Raw genomic sequence first — 15,540 nt, 5'->3', positions numbered from 1 at the left:
CTCCGCGCCCGGGCGCAGCGCCCCGGCGAAGCCCGCCACGGACCTGCGTGTCGGCGCCGATGCCCCGTGGCCGACTTTCCCGGCAGGGCCACCCCGGTCCTGGACCCACTCGCTGGTTCGGGCATCCACCGTATGTCGGCGCCCTGCACCGCTTCACCCGTGGCGTCCGAAGCCGCGCGGAGGAGGAGCCATGCCCCATACGGCTGACGCGCTCCGCCACATCAGTGGTCTGCGGGACGCGCGTTACGGCGAGATCCTGCTCACCTCGGCTGACGAGTCCGGCGGGCTCAAGGCAGCCGTGTACAACACGCTCGGCCTCAACGACTGCCCTCAGGAGTGGTGGGACAGGCTCAATCCGCGTGCGATCGCGGAGCAGTTCCAGGTGCCCCTGGTACTCCTGAACGGTCCCCGCCACTGGGTGATCGATGAGCTCACGGCGTTCTCGACGGGTGAGGTCACGAGGTTCGACGGTGTCGAAGCCCGGCTGGTGGCCGAGGTGCATATCCCCGCGGAATCGGCCCCGGACGGGGCGACACCGAGGAAGTACTACGTCGACACCACTGTCGATCGTGACACGGAGTACCTGCTGGCCGGAGGCAAGCCGGTCTACTCGCTGCACGCTCCCGACGGACGCACCTACGTCCTTCAGGCGTACGCCCACACCGTTGACGACAGCCTGAGTCTTGATTCCCTGGACACGCTCGGCGACCGGCTGAGTCCCCCACAGGGCTGGCGATACCGGGTCCACACACCGGCGGAGGACCTGCGCGTCAGAACGGCCGACGGGCAAGCCCACGTCATCCAGGACGAGCTCGAGAACACCTATGTGCTCCTCACCCGCTGAGCGACGGCGGTAGTGCGGCCGGGCCGGAGCCTGCCCATGAGCACACGGCCGGTGATCTTCAACGCCCGTGCCCTTCCCGCGCCGGCAACGAGCCGGACTGCCGTATGACGAGGGCTCCGTGACGCTTCGATCGGTGCGCGTCCCGTCTGCCCAGGTCCGGGCGGTGTGGTGAATCCGGGCATCGACGAGGCTGTGGATCGCGCGGGCAAGGAGTTGCCGGGCACGGCATCCCAGCGGCATGCGCGCTTTGGCGTAGAGCTTCAACGCCTCCCCGCGCCGAGTGCGCACCACGAGCGTGGCGACGCACAGCAGCATGTGCCGGCGGAGTCGCCCCCTGCTGTGTGCGTGTCTCACCCTGACGGCCCCCCATCTGACGGTTGGGAGCGGGTAGGGCCATCTATGGGCCAGGACAGTCCCGTCGCCCGCCCTGAAGCGGAAAGAGCGCGAGTCATCCGCCCATCGGGCATGTGATCGGGGTCCCACGGCCCTGTCAGGAAAACACCCCCCTTGACGAGGATGCATGACTCAGACGGATCGCACCGTATCGGCATCGGCCGGCGTGACCACGAGACGGGGCAACGAGGCAACGGTCGCACGGCCGTTGCGGCAGGCGGCCACCGCGGCAGGGGTGATCGGGACCAGGCGGGGCGTGAGGAGGGAGCGGCTGCCCGCGTTGGACGGGCTGCGGTTCCTCGCGGCGCTATCGGTGGTGCTCTTCCACTTCGTCGGCCAGACACCCGGGGCGATGAGGGTCGTCTGGGGTCGCCCGTACCAGAGCACCTTCCCGGAGCTGCACCGCTATTTCGCCTTCGGACGGCTCGGCGTCGACCTGTTCTTCCTGATCAGCGGCTTTGTCATCTGCATGAGCGCCTGGGGGCGCACCCCGCGTGACTTCTTCATCTCGCGCGTCACCCGTCTGTACCCGATGTACTGGATCGCGATCGTGGTGTCGGCGTGCGTCATCTACTTGGCCGACAGCCCGTTCGGGCATCCCCATCCGCGGGTCCTCCTCGCGAACTTCACCATGTTGCAAGCCGCGCTCGGTGTGGCCAATCTGGACCCGGTCTACTGGACGCTCTGGCCAGAACTCTGCTTCTACCTCACCTTCGCGGTCGTGGTGTGGAAGGGCCTCAGCTACCAGCGGGTGGTGACCTTCTGCGGGTTGTGGACAGTCGCCACGGTGCTCGCGCCCGCCGCCCACATCCCCCTGCTCACGCTCGTGGTCAACCCGGTGTCGGCCCCCTACTTCATCGCAGGCATGGCCTTTCACCTCATGTACCGCTACCGGCCGGCGCCGCTGCTGTGGGGCATCGTCGCCTTGTCGTGGCTGCTGGCGCTGCATTTCCTACTGGCGCCCACCGGCGGCCGTAACAACTGGGACACCTGGTCGCCGTGGCGCGGGTGGCTGATCCTGGCGGTCACGGTGTTCTTCCTGCTGATCGCCGCCATCGCGGTCGGCTGGACCCGCAAGATCCGCTGGCGCGGGCTGACCGTAGCGGGAACCTTGACCTTTCCGCTCTACCTGCTGCACGACAGCATCGGCATGACCGTCGCACACCACTACGGCGACCGGGTGGACCCCCTGCTCCTGGTCGGGGTCACGGTCAGCACCCTGCTCGTGCTGTCCTACCTCGCGCACCGGTTCGTCGAGCGCCCGATCGCGCTGGCCATGCGCTGCGCGCTGAACACCGCCCTGTCCAGCCTGCAGCCGCCCACGCTCCAGCCTTTCCGCGGTCCCTTCCGATGTCGACAAAACCCGTCCTCCGGTCGTGTTGACAGCAAAATTCATCACGTGCAGAATTCATCACCTGGTGAATTCTGATGTGAGGTGCACCCCCATGCCCAGCCGTCCCCCCGTCGTCCTCTCCCCCGGCCGTCGCCGAGCGGTGCTGACCGTCATAGCCCTGGCGCTGATGATGGTGGTCTCCGCCGTCAGCGGACTGAACGTCGCCCTGCCCGCCCTCGCCCGCGACACCGGCGCCTCGCAGACCGAGCTGCAATGGATCGTCGACGCCTACACCGTCGTCTTCGCCGGCCTCCTGCTGCCCGCCGGCGCGGTCGGCGACCGCTACGGCCGCAGGGGCGTCCTGCTCGCCGGGCTCGCCGTCTTCGGCGCCGCCGCCGCGGTGGCCCTGCTCAGCAGCGATCCGGTCGTCCTGATCGCCATGCGGGCGGTGATGGGACTGGGCGCCGCCCTGGTGATGCCGGTGACCCTGTCGGTCATCACCACCTCCTTCCCACCACAGGAACGCGCGAGTGCGGTCGCACTGTGGGTGGGTGTCGCAGGCGGGGGCGCCGTCATCGGCCTACTCGCATCCGGTGCACTGCTGGAGTTCTTCGACTGGAGCTCGTTCTTCTCACTGAACGTCACGCTGGCGCTGCTGGCGGCCGTCGGCGTGCTCCTGTTCATCCCCGCATCCCGCGACGACCAGCCTCAGCGATTCGACGTTCCGGGCGCGATCTTGTCCCTGCTCACCATCGGTGGCCTGGTCTTCGGCATCATCGAAGGGCCCGACCGCGGCTGGAGCGACCCGTTCACCGACATGGGCTTCACCGTGGGCGGCGCGAGCCTCGTCGGATTCGTGCTGTGGGAGCTGCGCACACCGCAGCCCATGCTCGACCCCCGCCTCTTCCGGCTGCGCGGGTTCGGCACCGGATCGCTGTCGGTGACCATCCAGTTCTTCGCCTCGTTCGGATTCTTCTTCATCGGCCTGCAGTACCTGCAGTTCATCGTCGGCTACTCCCCAGCCCAGGCCGCGCTCGCCATGCTCCCGCTGCCTGTGGTGATGCTGCCGACGTCCCGTCGCGTACCGGCGCTCACGTCCCGCTTCGGCGCCAACTGGGTGGGCGCGGCAGGACTGCTCATGATCGCCGCCGGACTGTTCACCCTCTCCGGCCTGGGCGTCGACTTCCACTACTGGCAGTTCGCAGCCGGTCTGGTGGTCTTCGCAGCCGGGATGGCGCTGGCCTCCACCCCGGCGACGACGGCGATCGTGGCCTCACTCCCGCCGTCCCGCCAGGGCGTGGCCTCCGCCGTCAACGACACCTCCCGCGAGTTCGGAAGCGCCCTCGGCATCGCCATCCTGGGCAGCATCCTCAACGACCGCTACCGTTCGGGCATCGAACATGCCCTCGCCGGCCTGCCCGCACCCGCGCGCGAACACGCCCGATCATCGGTGGCGTTCGTGCAGACCGGCATGGCCGACCACTACGGCGTCGCCGGCGCTCGCCTGGTGAGCGCGGCCGAACACGCCTTCGTCGACGGTGCCTCCACCGCCCTTCAAGTGGGTGCCGCGGTACTGGCCGCCACCGCACTCTACGTGGCCGCCCGAGCCCCCCGACGCGGCGACCACACCCACACGCCCGGCCAGGAAGCAGACGCCCCGCCGGCCATCGCGCACCAGCTCCCCGCACCGGGCACGGCAGGACCACGGCTCAGGCGCCAACTGCACTGATCACGAGCCTCGTTGACCATCGTCGGGATTGATCACTTGATCAATGACGAAGACCTCCGCCGTGGTGGAGCTGTCCAGGACTGCACCGCAGGGAGGTCTTCGTGTCCCACCGTAATGTCCGGCTGGCCATGCATGGCAGGCGGCTCCTGGTCGAGCGTGTCCGCTCAGGCCGTCCCGTTGAGCATCCTGGACCGCTTCTCCACCCGGACGCCATGCCGACGCGGCGCGCTACCGGCAGGCGCGGTTGCCGGTAGCACAGCTGTTTTCCCGAGCTCGGCCAGCGCCGGTCAGGGCTGCAGTCGGTGAAGATGCCACCGAGCTCTCAGGCGCGGCCTCCTCGGGGTGCAGGCCGGCTCACAGAACAGCCACGGCCGTCTGCTCGGCTGAGATGAACCCGTCGTTGTTGTCGAAGTAGAAGACCTTGACCTTGACCTTGTCTTCCTTCGCGAAGTGCGTACCGGTGGCCGTGCGCAAGGTCATCTTCGCGATGTGGTTTGCGTAGTCGCAGACGAGCTTGTCCTGCTTGACGATGCCTGCGGCGATGCCCCCTTCGTGGCTGTCCGGGTCGAGCGTCGCCGCGTTGACCACGAGCTCTTGGTCGATGCCAGGGTCGCAGGAGTAGGTGACCTGCACCTGCACCTTCGAGTCGCGGAACGACACGTTGTCGATGGCCAGCTCGTTGGCCTTGGCCGCTGCCGAAGGTGCGGTCGCCAGGACGCCCGCACCGATCACAAGGGCAGTGACCGCGGCCCCGGCGAGACGTCGCCGGACAATGGTTGACTTCATCGGTTTTTCTTCCTTCCCCCCTGCGCGGTCGCCCTTGGTCTGAGGTGTTGGGAAATCCCCAACTAGGCGGGTGACTGCACAGTTGATCGATAGTCAATCCTGATCCTACGTGATCTCCGCAGTGTCCGGCGGAGGGCCGACAGGCAGGCGGCGGCCGGACTCAGCCCCCGCGACGCAAGCGGCCTGACAGCATGGCGGAGGAGACGCTCGTCGAGCGCGCCGCCCACACCCGGCTGCTCGGATCGGTACGGGCCTTCTGTATCGACATCGCCCGGTGGGCAGCCGAGGAGCCGACCCGCCGGGGCCCTGAGCAGTACCCTCCCCGTTCAAGGAGGCGAGGCGGGAGACCTCCAACCGCAAACACTTCAAGCGGACCAGTGCCGGGAGATCGATTCCCGCCACGGTGCGCGCTTCTTTCGACGGAGGGAAATCCCTTTGCCGCGCTTCCTGGTGCGGCTCGCGACCGAGGTCATGCTCGGATTCTCCGGAACCGCCAACGAAGCCCTCGTCTCCTGCTTGGGCGACCCGCAGCGCGCTGTCGCCGCCTACCACGCGCTGCTGCGGCGCAACGAGGACGCGACGAGCGCCATCCGCGCCGGACTGCACCACGAGAACCCGGCAGTCCGCGATGGCTGCTGCCGCCTCCTCGACCACCTGGTCGACACCGATTCGATGGACGAACTCATCGCCATGGCCGACGGCCCCGACGCCCGGGTCAGGATCTCGGCCTTCCACGGCCTGGCCTGCGACCGCTGCAAGGGCGACACCTGCGCACCGGTCCCGGACCGGGTCCTCGAACCCGCACTGCGCCACCTCGCCTCCGACTCCGACCCGCACGTCCGGTGCATGGCCGCCGAACTCGTCGGCAGGTTCGCCCACACCCGATGCCCGCGCCATCACCGCCCTGGAAACATCCCACGCCCAGGACCCGAGCCCGGCCGTCCGCAAGAAGGCCGGCTGGTACGCACCCGGCGGGACCATCCACGAACGCACCGTCCCACGCGGTCTCGGGTAACAGGACACTCCCTTAGGCAGGGGCAAGGCAGGTCTATCGGCGACGCCACAGGACGGCCCCACGGTTCCCGGCGTAGCCACGGCCAGGTTTTGCAGAACGACCCACATGCCACCCCTCCGAAGCGGTACCGCCGCCGCCTTCGCGAGGGGTGCATACGCCGACATCGACGCACAAGAACCTCAACGAAGGCAGACGGGAGTCTGCCGGCAACACGGCCGCCCGTGGGCCATGCCCGCTGCCGTGGTCGGCGGCGGTCATCGTCGAGGCCGAAGTGGACCTTTGGTGCTCTGTTCTCCTTGATACGGGCCGGTGGATCCAGAGGAGATTCACTTTCGCTCCCCACGAGTGCGGGTCCAGACGCTGAGGTCGCGTGTGGCGGGCAGGTGCAGCTGCAGCTGTTGGCCTACCCGGGCAGGTTCAGCTGCCAGGAGACGCCAAAGCGATCGTTGACCCAGCCGAACTTGGCACTGAAGCCGTAGGACCCCAGAGGCATGAGCTCCGAGCCCTGTTCAGCGAGGGTCGCGTAAAGGCGGTCGATCTCGGCCTCGTCCTCACACTGCACATACAACGAGATTGCCGGGGTGAAGCCGAATTCGTGCCTCACGGCGCTGTCGATACACATGAACCGCTGGCCGGCGAGCGAGAACGTGGCATGCCGCACGGCGCCCTCCTCGCCGGATTCGTCAGGGTCGTAGCAAGTGATGTCGATGATCTGTGCGTCGTCGAACAGCGAGGTATAGAAGGTCATCGCTTCCTCGGCCCGGCCCTCGAACATCAGAAACGTGGTGATCTTCTGCGGTGCCGCACTTGCCATCCTGTTTGCTCCTTTGGGCGTGTACTCCGCGACAGGCATTCCATCATCTCGCGAGCTGCATTTTCGTCAGTTTCTCGCAATGGCAACGCTTTCCAGGCCAGACTTACCAGGGGGCACAGCCGCTCACCACCATTGCCCGGTCGGGCCGGGTGCCGGACGGCCCGTAGGCTGCCTACGATGTCAAGTGGGCGGTGCGGGTGCTGGCAGTGGAATCGGCTTCGACACGAGTCCACGAGCGCCACCTGGGGGCGGACGCGTGGGGACGCCGTCCACGTCCATCTCGGTGAACCTGCTGCCCCGGTACTCGATCTCCTGAGCTTGCCGCCTGCCATGTCATCCCTCGAAGCGGTAACCCATGCCGGGCTCTGTGATCAGATGGCGGGGGTGGGAGGGATCCGTCTCCAGTTTTCGCCGCAGCTGAGCCATGTAGACCCGCAGATAGTTGGTCTTGTTGCTCTGCGAGACCCCCCAGACCTCCTGAAGGAGGTGCTTCTGCGTGATCAGCCGGCCCGGATTGGTCACCAGGATCTCCAACAGTTGCCACTCGGTCGGGGTCAACCGCACGTCCCGGCCGTCCCGCACGACCTTCTTGGCGAGCAGGTCGATGCTGAAGTCGTCCGTCTCGACCAGCGTCGTCTCGGGGACGCGCGGGGTGTCCTCGGCACGGCGGACGGCGGCCCGCAGGCGGGCCAGCAACTCGTCCATGCTGAAGGGCTTGGTGACGTAGTCGTCGGCGCCCGCGTCGAGCGCGGCCCGCCTTCTCGGCGGACGCCTGCCGTGCGGACAGGACCAGGATCGGCACGCGGCTCCAGCCCCGGAGGCCCTTGATGATGTCGACGCCGTCCATGTCCGGCAGACCGAGGTCGAGCAGGATCACGTCGGGCCGACGGGTGGCAGCGAGCCGAAGCACCGTGGCACCGTCCTGGGCGGAATCGACGCCGTAGTGACGTGCCTGCAAGTTGATGACGAGGGCCCGCACGAGCTGCGGGTCGTCCTCCACCACGAGCACCCGGGTCATGGGTGTGCCTCTACTGTCGTAGGTCGGGCCCTGCGCGCCGGAGGCAGGCAACCGACGTCACGGCGGCGGGAGTCGACGGCTCCGGGAGTGCCCCCGGAGCCGTCGGCTCCCGTATGAATCCGTAAGGCCGTCGCTGCTTCGCTACGAGGTCCTTGAGCGCGATGTTGAGTTCCAGGACGTTCACGCGGGGCTCGCCGATGAAACCGAGGGTGCGGCCCTCGGTGTGGTCCTTGACCAACTTCTCCACCTGCGCGAGCGGCAGGTTGTTCTTCGCGGCGACCCGGTGGACCTGGAGTTCGGCGTAGGCCGGGGAGATGTCCGGGTCCAGGCCGGAGCCGGAGGAGGTGACCGCGTCGGCGGGGACCTCGAACGGCCTGACCGTGTGGCCGGGGACCGAATTGTCCTTCACCACGGCGGCCTTGGCGTCCTCCACCTGCTTGATGAGCAACCTGCTGTCGGCGGACAGGTTGGTCGCGCCGGACAGGATCAGCTTGTACCGCGTGTTGACGCTGTTCGTGCCGAGCCCGTTGGCCGGGCGGCCCTGGAACCACTTCAGGTCCGCGTCCGGGGTCTGCTGGCCCTTCTTCAGCGGCAGGTCGTACGACTGCCCGATCAGGGACGAGCCGACGGCGCTGCCGTCCGCCTTGATCTCGGAGCCGTTCGCCTGCGGCTTCGGGATTAGCAACAGAGGACTATCTGCCGTCGGCCTCGCCCACACGGGAACCGGAGTAACGGTAGGTGCGAAGTGAAGGACGCCGCGGCGAGGGGACTCCAGCCGGTAACAGGAGTCCCCTCTTCCCCGCGTGATGTGCTGCCGCGCCCAGGAAGAGGAGGCCGGCACCTATCGGGGTGCGGTGATTCCGCTTGTCCAGCTCATCACCGTCCCCGTCGCGACGCAAGATCCTTCGGGCCTTCCGAAGGATTCCGTACGGCGAACGCGCAGGCCACCTGGCTTACTGGGCAAGGCCCGTCCTGCTGCGGCAGCCTTCCGCACCATCGGGTGTGCGGCGTCCGCGTGGGGGTTCGGACACCCGGGAAGGGGCCGTCGGACGTCCGATTGATCGAGCGGAAAACCAGAGCGGTGATTCCACAAGTGACCGCGAATGTTCGGGTTTCTTCCGATAGCGCTGATTGGGTTGCCGCAGTTCAGCAGAAGGAAAAAGCTGGGTGCTGTCCACATCACGGCCGGTAACCGGATGTGGGCCGTATTCGACGGCGGATCTTCGCCGCGCCCAGGAAGGAAAAGAAACCGTGGCACTTCCCATCCCTCGAAGGCAACGCCGGCAAACCACGCCGCCGGTTCAGACTGCATGCGGAGCACATCCGGCACCCGGACACCGGATCATCCTCTTCACCGTGATCCTGGTGGTGGTGATCGTCCGCGTGTGCAGCGGGCAGCCCGCCACCGAAGCCCTGGGGCTGGTCATGGCGGCAGGAGCTGCCGCCGCACAGATCGGCTCCTGGCTGAGCGAGCAGCGCCCGGCCGCCGGCGTGCCAGGAGGCGTGTGATGACGCAGCCTGAGGACCGGCCCGTCGCGCAGCCCGAGGACCGGCCCGTCGCGCAGACCGGGCACAGCGCGGGTCCTGACCCGCTGCGCGTGCGCAACCAGAAGGAGTTCCGCGACGCGCTGGCCCAGTTACGTGCCGATCGGGGCATCAAGTCGCTCAAGCAGCTGGAGCAGGCCAGCGAGGACGGCACGGGCAGGAGGCTGGCGCCCGCCACCGTCTCCACCGTGCTGAACAAGGACGCCCTGCCCGAACGGGACTTCGTGATCGTCTATCTCAGCGCCTGCGGCCTGCACGACACAGAACAGGAACCCTGGCTGCTGGCCTGGGCGGCAGTACGGCACGGGACAGCGCCGGTGGAAGAGGGCGTACCCGAAAATGCCAATCCGGACGACGAGAGCCCTCCCACTCCACCGGCCGGGGCCGGCGGGACGTGGCGGCGCCTTCCGGGCGAGCGCCGGAAATGGGTGCGGGCAGCAATCGCCGGCACCGCGATCGCCGCCCTTGCCGCCGGCGTCGGGGCGTGGCAGCTGCATCAGCAGCGGGTGCACGACCGGCAGGTGCAGGACCAGGAGCGGTACCGGAAGCGGCATTGCGGCACGTCCAACCCGAGCCTGGTCACCGGCGCGGACGGCCAGTGCACCGGCATCACCGACGGCAGTGACGGCTCGTCCGTGTTCGGCAGCGATCTCAAGCCGGTGCTGACGGCCATCGGCGCCGAGAACCGGAACGTGATCAGGGGCGGTGACTACGTGACGCTCGCGTTTCTGACGCCGCTGGCGTCCAGGGACGCGAACAGCCTGACGGTCGGCCAGTACGTGGCCGAACTCGAGGGCGCCTACACCGCCGTGGAAGAAGAGAACGACAGCAACAGCCGGCCCAAGGTCCGGTTCGTCGTGGCCAACATGGGCAGCAGCGAGAAACAGTGGACGCAGGCCGTGGACCGGCTCACCGCGCTGAAGGCCGAGGACCATCTGGTGGCGGTGGCCGGGATGGGCCTGAGCCAGCAGGAGTCCGTCGACGCCGCCCGTGCCCTGAGCAAGGCCGATCTGCCCATGGTCGGCGACCTGATCACCGCGGACGGGTTCGACGCCACCGGCGCCGTCGACGGCAGGGGGCCGATCAGCGGGCTGGCCCGCGTCGCGCTGACCAACACCGACCAGCTCACCGCCATCAGCAAGGAACTCGGCTCCGCACAGCGCACCGCAGCCCTGGTCCGCACGTCAGTGACGCCCAACGGGACCAAAGACCTCTACACCGAATCCCTCAACCGGGGATTCCACACGGTCGAAGGCCTCAAGAAGCATCTCGACGACACCTCCGACTTCGCCTTCGACCCCCGGGGCGGCCCCGGCGCCATCCTGCCCACCATCAGCCAGAACATCTGCAACACCGGCAGGACGATCGACACCGTCTACTACGCCGCCCGCGTGAAGTACCTGCCCGACTTCCTCAACGCTCTGGCCAGCAGAAGCTGCCACAGCCAGCCCATCACCGTCATCACCGGCTCCGACGCCGCAGCCCTCGACCCGAGGACTCCGGCCCTCCACACCTCCGACGCGCCGATCACCCTGCTGTACGCGTCGTTCCCCACCGCGGCACAGCTCCACAGCTCCGACAACCCCGACCACGCCCTCTACGACGCCTTCACCAAGGACTTCGCCTCCCCCCACCACGGCCGGCAGTTCCCGCCGGAACACCTCACCAGCAGCTACTGGGCCATCGTCGCCCACGACGCCGTCCTCACCTTCGCAACCGCCCTGCACAACGCCGCCGCGAACGGTGACGGCCCGCCCAGCCTGCCCAACCGCTACGCCGTCAGAAACGAGCTCTACGCACTGCGCAACGGCGCCGTGCCCGGCGCAAGCGGCCACTTCGGCATCGACAACAACGGAAACCGGACCAACACCACCACCGTCACCACCGTCCACCACCTCGGCCAACCCCTGCCCAACCCCACCCACCAACCCGGCTGAACCCTCACAACGAAACCGGTGAGGCAGATCCGTGTCGGTTCTGCCTCACCGGCACACCCCACCAGCTGTCACCAGGCGAGCACCAATGCCTTCACCGCTGCCCCCTGGGGCGGTCACGACGAGCGAGGCTTCGAGGCGCCCAACCCCCATGTACCACATCCTCTGATCCGGCCTCTGGGCGAGCCCACCCGGCCCGCACGAGGCGATCACGGGCCGCGGGGCGTCCCCGTCGGTCTGGCCAGAACGTGTCACCGGCGAGGGATGGTCACCACGGGCGCTCCTGCACCGGTAGTAGTGAACCCGTCGGCCCCACCGGCGGACGGAGCCCACCACCCTGAGCGGCTCCGCCCCCGGACCCGCCGGCCTTTCCGGCACAACCGGACTGCTCCCCGACATCACTCCGTGGTCCCCCACACAGGAGAATCCATGCTCAAGAAGGTCACCATGATCACCGGTGGCGTGCTGTGCGTCGCCGTCCTGGCCTCCACCGCCCACGCGTCGTCCTCGACTCCCGGCAAGAGCCAGTGGGAAAGCGACGTCAAGCAGGTCGCCAAGCCGCTCGGCGATTACGTCCGGAACAGGCTGGGCGAAGCCAAGGACGGCGACCACCTGGCACTCGTCCTCGACATCGACAACACGTCCATCGCCACCCACTACGACCCCGGCAAGCCCGTCGAACCGATCCTGGACGTAGCCGAGTACGCCCACGAGCACCACGCCTCGATCCTGTTCGCCACGAACCGCATGTCGAGCGATCGCGACCACACCCTCAAGCAGCTCAAGAACGCCGGCTACACCGTCGACGGCCTGTGCATGAGGACCGACAAGGACGACAGCAAGGCCGACGTCAAGCTCGGGTGCCGCAAGCACTTCGAGGGCAAGGGCTACACCCTCGTCGCGAACATCGGAAACCGCGACACCGACTTCAAGGGGGGCCACTACGAGAAGGGCTTCAAGCTCCCCGACTACGACGGCGCCCTGAGCTGACGAGCCGGCCGGCCGGCTGCCCCTGGAGCCTGAGAAGGCTTCCGCTTACCGCCCAGCAGGCTTGATCAGTCGAACCGGGTTCCTGTTCGGATGATCCTGGGACGGGGGCATACCAGCAGGGCCTCTTGGTGGCTCGGGGTTGCGATCCCGACCAAGCAGTACCAGGAGGCCCTGTTGTCGCAGAGTCGATTTCGTACGCGAACCGGCGGGCCTCGTACAGCAGTACCGTCGCCGCGTCGCCCTTCGCCAGGGAGACCTCGACGTTCGTGCCCTCCACCTGGTACGTCGTGGTGCGGTCAAGGACGGGCCAGCCGTTCGCGGGGCTGTTTCCACGTGTGCCCACTGCAAGCAGGGGCGGCCTGCGCAGGTCCGGCAGTCGTCAGGGCGATTGCCGCCCCCGCCCCTATGCCGCGGCCGAGAGCCCGTCTATGCGTCAGGCTCATTGTCACGAGGAGCTCTTCTGTACTTGTGGTGGTTGACGAGAAGCAGGGCGGAGCAGACGACGGAGCAGGCCAGCCCCGCGTACAGCAGAGGCGGGGCCCAGAACCACACCTCTTCGGTGCTGTGGCCGCCGGCCCTGTGGCAGGTGATGGACGGAGGGAAGCTGTCCACGCTCACCGATGTCAGGCTGTAGTCCCGTCCGGCATCCATGTACACGCCGTCGCCGGTCTTGTCCCCGCATACGTCAAGCGGGTTGGTGAAGGCGAGCCCGTAGACGGTTCCGGCCCCATAGGCGGCGATCGCTGCCGCGATCCCGATGACAGCCCAGCGGGCCGGCTGCGAGGGCTTCCTCCTGGTCACCCACAACGAGTACGGGAATGCCCCAACGGCAAAGAGGAGGAGTGTGATCGCGGGCGGACCGAAGAACGTGAACAGAGTCACCGTGCGCCCTGATACCCGGGCCCATACACATCCCGCTCGACGCTCACGATGGTGATGTGCGGGTTCGCGGGAGGTATGTGGCCGGGGTCCCTCACGGTCAACTCGGTCGGCCACGAAGTACCGGGATACAGGCCCACGACATCCGCCGAGGCGCTTGCCGTCGCGTCGAAACCACCCGCCCCCGTGACACGGATGCGGAATCGGTAGAAGGCGCGCTTCTTACCGCTGTTGACCACCTTTACGGGGACCGTCAGGGCCTCCTTGTCCCGTCTCGGTGTATAGACGGTCACATCTCCTTGCCGGGCGATGGGAGTTCCGAACTTCTCGTTGCCCTTGACGATGCCGGTACCGGCCGGGGACGGAGTGATGGTCACCCCTGGCGGTGCGGCTTGCTTGCGCTCTGCTGCCGCCTTCTGCCTGGCCACCTCCCTCCTGTCAGGCCCTGCGGTGGCAGCGGTCGGCGAGGTTGCGGGAGCAGGCGGTGAAGACGGGACCGCTGCGGCATCTGCGCCGGTGCTCGACTGTTCGTGCCCGCACGCGGCGGTCATCGCTCCGGCAGCGACGAGCAGAACGAGGAGCGGACGGGATACCGGCGTACGCATGGGCATGGGCATGTACCTCGGAGAAGGAGAAGGGGAGGGACGGGTGATGGTCAGTCGCAGGCAGCGACATGCGTTTGCCGGTCGATGATCGCCACATCGCCCTGCCGCATCAGTGCGTTCACCACGGCGCAGGCGGGATCGAAGCGGCTTTCGCTGCTCTCGTACTTGACCGGACCTGCGTAGTCCGAGAGAGCAGGCCGTCACTCTAGGCACACAGCCGACAGCAGCCGCAAGAGCACAAGGGTGCACATGGCGAAAAAACGATGCATGCCGACGCGTAAGCGGAATCAGCGAGCACACAGGTGCCCCAACGCGCATCTCCGCCTGGTGTGGGCGGACGGCGGCCATCCGACGGCACCAGCCACCTCCACGAGCCGGATGAACGGACGAGCGGACGAGCGGACGAACCACGTTCATCTCTCCCGGCACCGACCGGGGTTCATGCCCGCCCACCCCGAACCGACGGATCACGTTCCGACAGCGGATGGCGTCCGGCTCCAGGGGCAGACCTGTCGGCGCTGGATCAGATCCACCCGTTGCGGGCCGCGTGCAGCGCCATCTGGAACCGGGTGAGGGATCCGGCACGGGTGTTGAGCTGCTCCAGGTGGCGGGAGAGGGTGCGGCGGCTGACGCCCAGCAGTTCGGCGATGATCTCATCGGTCACGCCGGTGGCCAGCAGTTCCAGGATGCGGCGGTGGATCGGGCTGAGGGCCGAGGGCACACGTTCGTTCAGGTGCATGGGCAGCGCTGCCCGCCATGAGGTCTCGAACAGTCCCGTCAGCGCTGACAGCAGACTGGACGGGTGGACCATGAGCAGTGAGTCGTTGACCTCGGCCTCGACGAACGACATCGACACGATGGCCAGGCGCTGGTCGAATATGGTCAGCTTCACGGGCACGGTCGGAAGGACCCGGGCCTGTTCCCCGGCCGCTATGCAGGGCTGGATGTTGATGCCGTAGTAGGCGGAATTCTCGACTGCTGATTTGGAGTAGACGACCCGGTACTCCACACCGTTCTTCAGGTTTTCGACCTCTATGGGGTTGGCGCTGGCGTGGGTGTGATAGGGCGGGGAGTCAAAACGCAGGACCTGGGTCTCGGCGGCTTCCTCGATATTCCAGATGCGCTCGGTGATGGACGGACCCGTGACCACCTCGACCAGGTTTTCGGTCGCCTGCGGGCTGACCGAACGCCGGTAGCCACGGTAGGCGTTGACGGCGGCCTGATGGGCTTCGCGGAGTTCGGCCGTGCGGGTGTGCGCCAGGTATTCCAGCGCGATGGTCGGTTCGACCGGCACGTGGTCACGGCCGCCGGTTCCGGTGGCGGTGATCAGACCGAGTCTGCGCAGCTGGGCGAGCTCGTGGTCGAGGTCCTGGTCCCCGTCCAACTCCTTCGCCAGGTTTTCCCGATCGCAGGGGCCGGCGGCGAGCAGGGCCGCATAGATGTCCGCCTGTCTGCCGGTGAGTCCGAGACGGCACAAATGGGTCCGCAGGTCCTCGTCGGCCATTGGAGCACCTCCCAGTGAGAACGGGGGACCATTCCCACGTGCCGGAAGGAGTGCAGCTTCGCCGGTTGCCCCGCGGCCCGTCGGTGCGCCGCATCGTGGCATGTTCAACTCCCCCAACACCAAGCGTACTTCTGAGTAAGTGACGAGTCCC

General features: G+C 67.6%; 12 protein-coding genes and 2 pseudogenes. 7 read left to right on the top strand and 7 right to left on the bottom strand.

Features of this window, described 5'->3' with window-relative positions:
* Positions 1 to 190: 190 nt before the first annotated feature.
* The 3 genes from ACH4UM_RS31440 to ACH4UM_RS31430 all read left to right on the top strand — a co-directional run bounded on the left by ACH4UM_RS31440 (position 191) and on the right by ACH4UM_RS31430 (position 4,299).
* The gene (locus tag ACH4UM_RS31440) at positions 191 to 844 is read left to right on the top strand and encodes a hypothetical protein (protein ID WP_398186670.1); all 654 of its coding nucleotides are present in this window, start codon (positions 191 to 193) and stop codon (positions 842 to 844) included.
* 520 nt (positions 845 to 1,364) lie between these two features.
* Positions 1,365 to 2,666, top strand: coding sequence for an acyltransferase family protein (locus ACH4UM_RS31435; protein WP_398186668.1), 1,302 nt, complete (start codon positions 1,365 to 1,367; stop codon positions 2,664 to 2,666).
* Between the two features lie 16 nt (positions 2,667 to 2,682).
* Positions 2,683 to 4,299 carry an MFS transporter gene (locus ACH4UM_RS31430; RefSeq protein WP_398186665.1) on the top strand — a complete coding sequence of 539 codons (1,617 nt, stop codon included), beginning with the start codon at positions 2,683 to 2,685 and terminating at the stop codon, positions 4,297 to 4,299.
* A gap of 354 nt (positions 4,300 to 4,653) precedes the next feature.
* On the opposite strand, the gene ACH4UM_RS31425 is transcribed toward ACH4UM_RS31430, so the two are convergent.
* A complete protein-coding gene (locus ACH4UM_RS31425; protein ID WP_398186663.1) occupies positions 4,654 to 5,085 on the bottom strand; it encodes a hypothetical protein in 432 nt (143 codons plus the stop codon).
* Between the two features lie 471 nt (positions 5,086 to 5,556).
* Here ACH4UM_RS31425 and ACH4UM_RS31420 point away from each other — a divergent pair, with 471 nt between their 5' ends.
* Positions 5,557 to 6,579 carry a HEAT repeat domain-containing protein gene (locus ACH4UM_RS31420; protein WP_398186886.1) on the top strand — a complete coding sequence of 341 codons (1,023 nt, stop codon included), beginning with the start codon at positions 5,557 to 5,559 and terminating at the stop codon, positions 6,577 to 6,579.
* Here the strand turns inward: ACH4UM_RS31420 and ACH4UM_RS31415 are convergent.
* The 3 genes and pseudogenes from ACH4UM_RS31415 to ACH4UM_RS31405 form a co-directional block, all read right to left on the bottom strand.
* Complete coding sequence (locus ACH4UM_RS31415) at positions 6,504 to 6,914, bottom strand: VOC family protein (RefSeq protein ID WP_398186660.1); 411 nt, start codon at positions 6,912 to 6,914, stop codon at positions 6,504 to 6,506. The genes ACH4UM_RS31420 and ACH4UM_RS31415 overlap by 76 nt on opposite strands.
* A gap of 333 nt (positions 6,915 to 7,247) precedes the next feature.
* A pseudogene (locus tag ACH4UM_RS31410) lies at positions 7,248 to 7,932 on the bottom strand (response regulator).
* 136 nt (positions 7,933 to 8,068) lie between these two features.
* A pseudogene (locus tag ACH4UM_RS31405) lies at positions 8,069 to 8,599 on the bottom strand (potassium-transporting ATPase subunit C); the annotation flags it as partial.
* 689 nt (positions 8,600 to 9,288) lie between these two features.
* Here ACH4UM_RS31405 and ACH4UM_RS31400 point away from each other — a divergent pair.
* From ACH4UM_RS31400 to ACH4UM_RS31390, 3 genes are all read left to right on the top strand, one after another.
* The gene (locus tag ACH4UM_RS31400) at positions 9,289 to 9,441 is read left to right on the top strand and encodes a hypothetical protein (protein ID WP_398186657.1); all 153 of its coding nucleotides are present in this window, start codon (positions 9,289 to 9,291) and stop codon (positions 9,439 to 9,441) included.
* A complete protein-coding gene (locus tag ACH4UM_RS31395; RefSeq protein ID WP_398186654.1) occupies positions 9,441 to 11,414 on the top strand; it encodes a hypothetical protein in 1,974 nt (657 codons plus the stop codon). Before ACH4UM_RS31400 ends, ACH4UM_RS31395 begins: the two co-directional genes overlap by 1 nt.
* A 426-nt stretch (positions 11,415 to 11,840) precedes the next feature.
* Positions 11,841 to 12,401, top strand: a complete 561-nt coding sequence (locus ACH4UM_RS31390) for an HAD family acid phosphatase (RefSeq protein ID WP_398186651.1) — start codon at positions 11,841 to 11,843, stop codon at positions 12,399 to 12,401.
* A 426-nt stretch (positions 12,402 to 12,827) separates the two neighbouring features.
* On the opposite strand, the gene ACH4UM_RS31385 is transcribed toward ACH4UM_RS31390, so the two are convergent.
* The 3 genes from ACH4UM_RS31385 to ACH4UM_RS31375 form a co-directional block, all read right to left on the bottom strand.
* Positions 12,828 to 13,202, bottom strand: coding sequence for a hypothetical protein (locus tag ACH4UM_RS31385; RefSeq protein ID WP_398186648.1), 375 nt, complete (start codon positions 13,200 to 13,202; stop codon positions 12,828 to 12,830).
* 77 nt (positions 13,203 to 13,279) lie between these two features.
* On the bottom strand, positions 13,280 to 13,708 hold the full coding sequence (locus ACH4UM_RS31380; RefSeq protein ID WP_398186645.1) for a hypothetical protein: 429 nt from the start codon (positions 13,706 to 13,708) through the stop codon (positions 13,280 to 13,282).
* Positions 13,709 to 14,408: 700 nt separating this feature from the next.
* On the bottom strand, positions 14,409 to 15,389 hold the full coding sequence (locus tag ACH4UM_RS31375) for a helix-turn-helix domain-containing protein (protein ID WP_398186642.1): 981 nt from the start codon (positions 15,387 to 15,389) through the stop codon (positions 14,409 to 14,411).
* Between the last annotated feature and the right edge of the window lie 151 nt (positions 15,390 to 15,540).

The organism is Streptomyces sp. NPDC020801, from assembly GCF_044334385.1.
Classification (GTDB): domain Bacteria; phylum Actinomycetota; class Actinomycetes; order Streptomycetales; family Streptomycetaceae; genus Streptomyces.
The sequence above is the reverse complement of the archived record's forward strand: the minus strand, read 5'-3'. Positions and strand labels throughout refer to the sequence as shown.

Excerpts from the sequence above, each read along its gene's own strand:
- ACH4UM_RS31375 (WP_398186642.1), bottom strand. The coding sequence starts at position 15,389 with ATGGCCGACGAGGACCTGCGGACCCATTTGTGCCGTCTCGGACTCACC.
- ACH4UM_RS31390 (WP_398186651.1), top strand. The coding sequence starts at position 11,841 with ATGCTCAAGAAGGTCACCATGATCACCGGTGGCGTGCTGTGCGTCGCC.
- ACH4UM_RS31425 (WP_398186663.1), bottom strand. The coding sequence starts at position 5,085 with ATGAAGTCAACCATTGTCCGGCGACGTCTCGCCGGGGCCGCGGTCACT.
- ACH4UM_RS31430 (WP_398186665.1), top strand. The coding sequence starts at position 2,683 with ATGCCCAGCCGTCCCCCCGTCGTCCTCTCCCCCGGCCGTCGCCGAGCG.
- ACH4UM_RS31395 (WP_398186654.1), top strand. The coding sequence starts at position 9,441 with ATGACGCAGCCTGAGGACCGGCCCGTCGCGCAGCCCGAGGACCGGCCC.
- ACH4UM_RS31435 (WP_398186668.1), top strand. The coding sequence starts at position 1,365 with ATGACTCAGACGGATCGCACCGTATCGGCATCGGCCGGCGTGACCACG.
- ACH4UM_RS31420 (WP_398186886.1), top strand. The coding sequence starts at position 5,557 with ATGCTCGGATTCTCCGGAACCGCCAACGAAGCCCTCGTCTCCTGCTTG.
- ACH4UM_RS31415 (WP_398186660.1), bottom strand. The coding sequence starts at position 6,914 with ATGGCAAGTGCGGCACCGCAGAAGATCACCACGTTTCTGATGTTCGAG.
- ACH4UM_RS31440 (WP_398186670.1), top strand. The coding sequence starts at position 191 with ATGCCCCATACGGCTGACGCGCTCCGCCACATCAGTGGTCTGCGGGAC.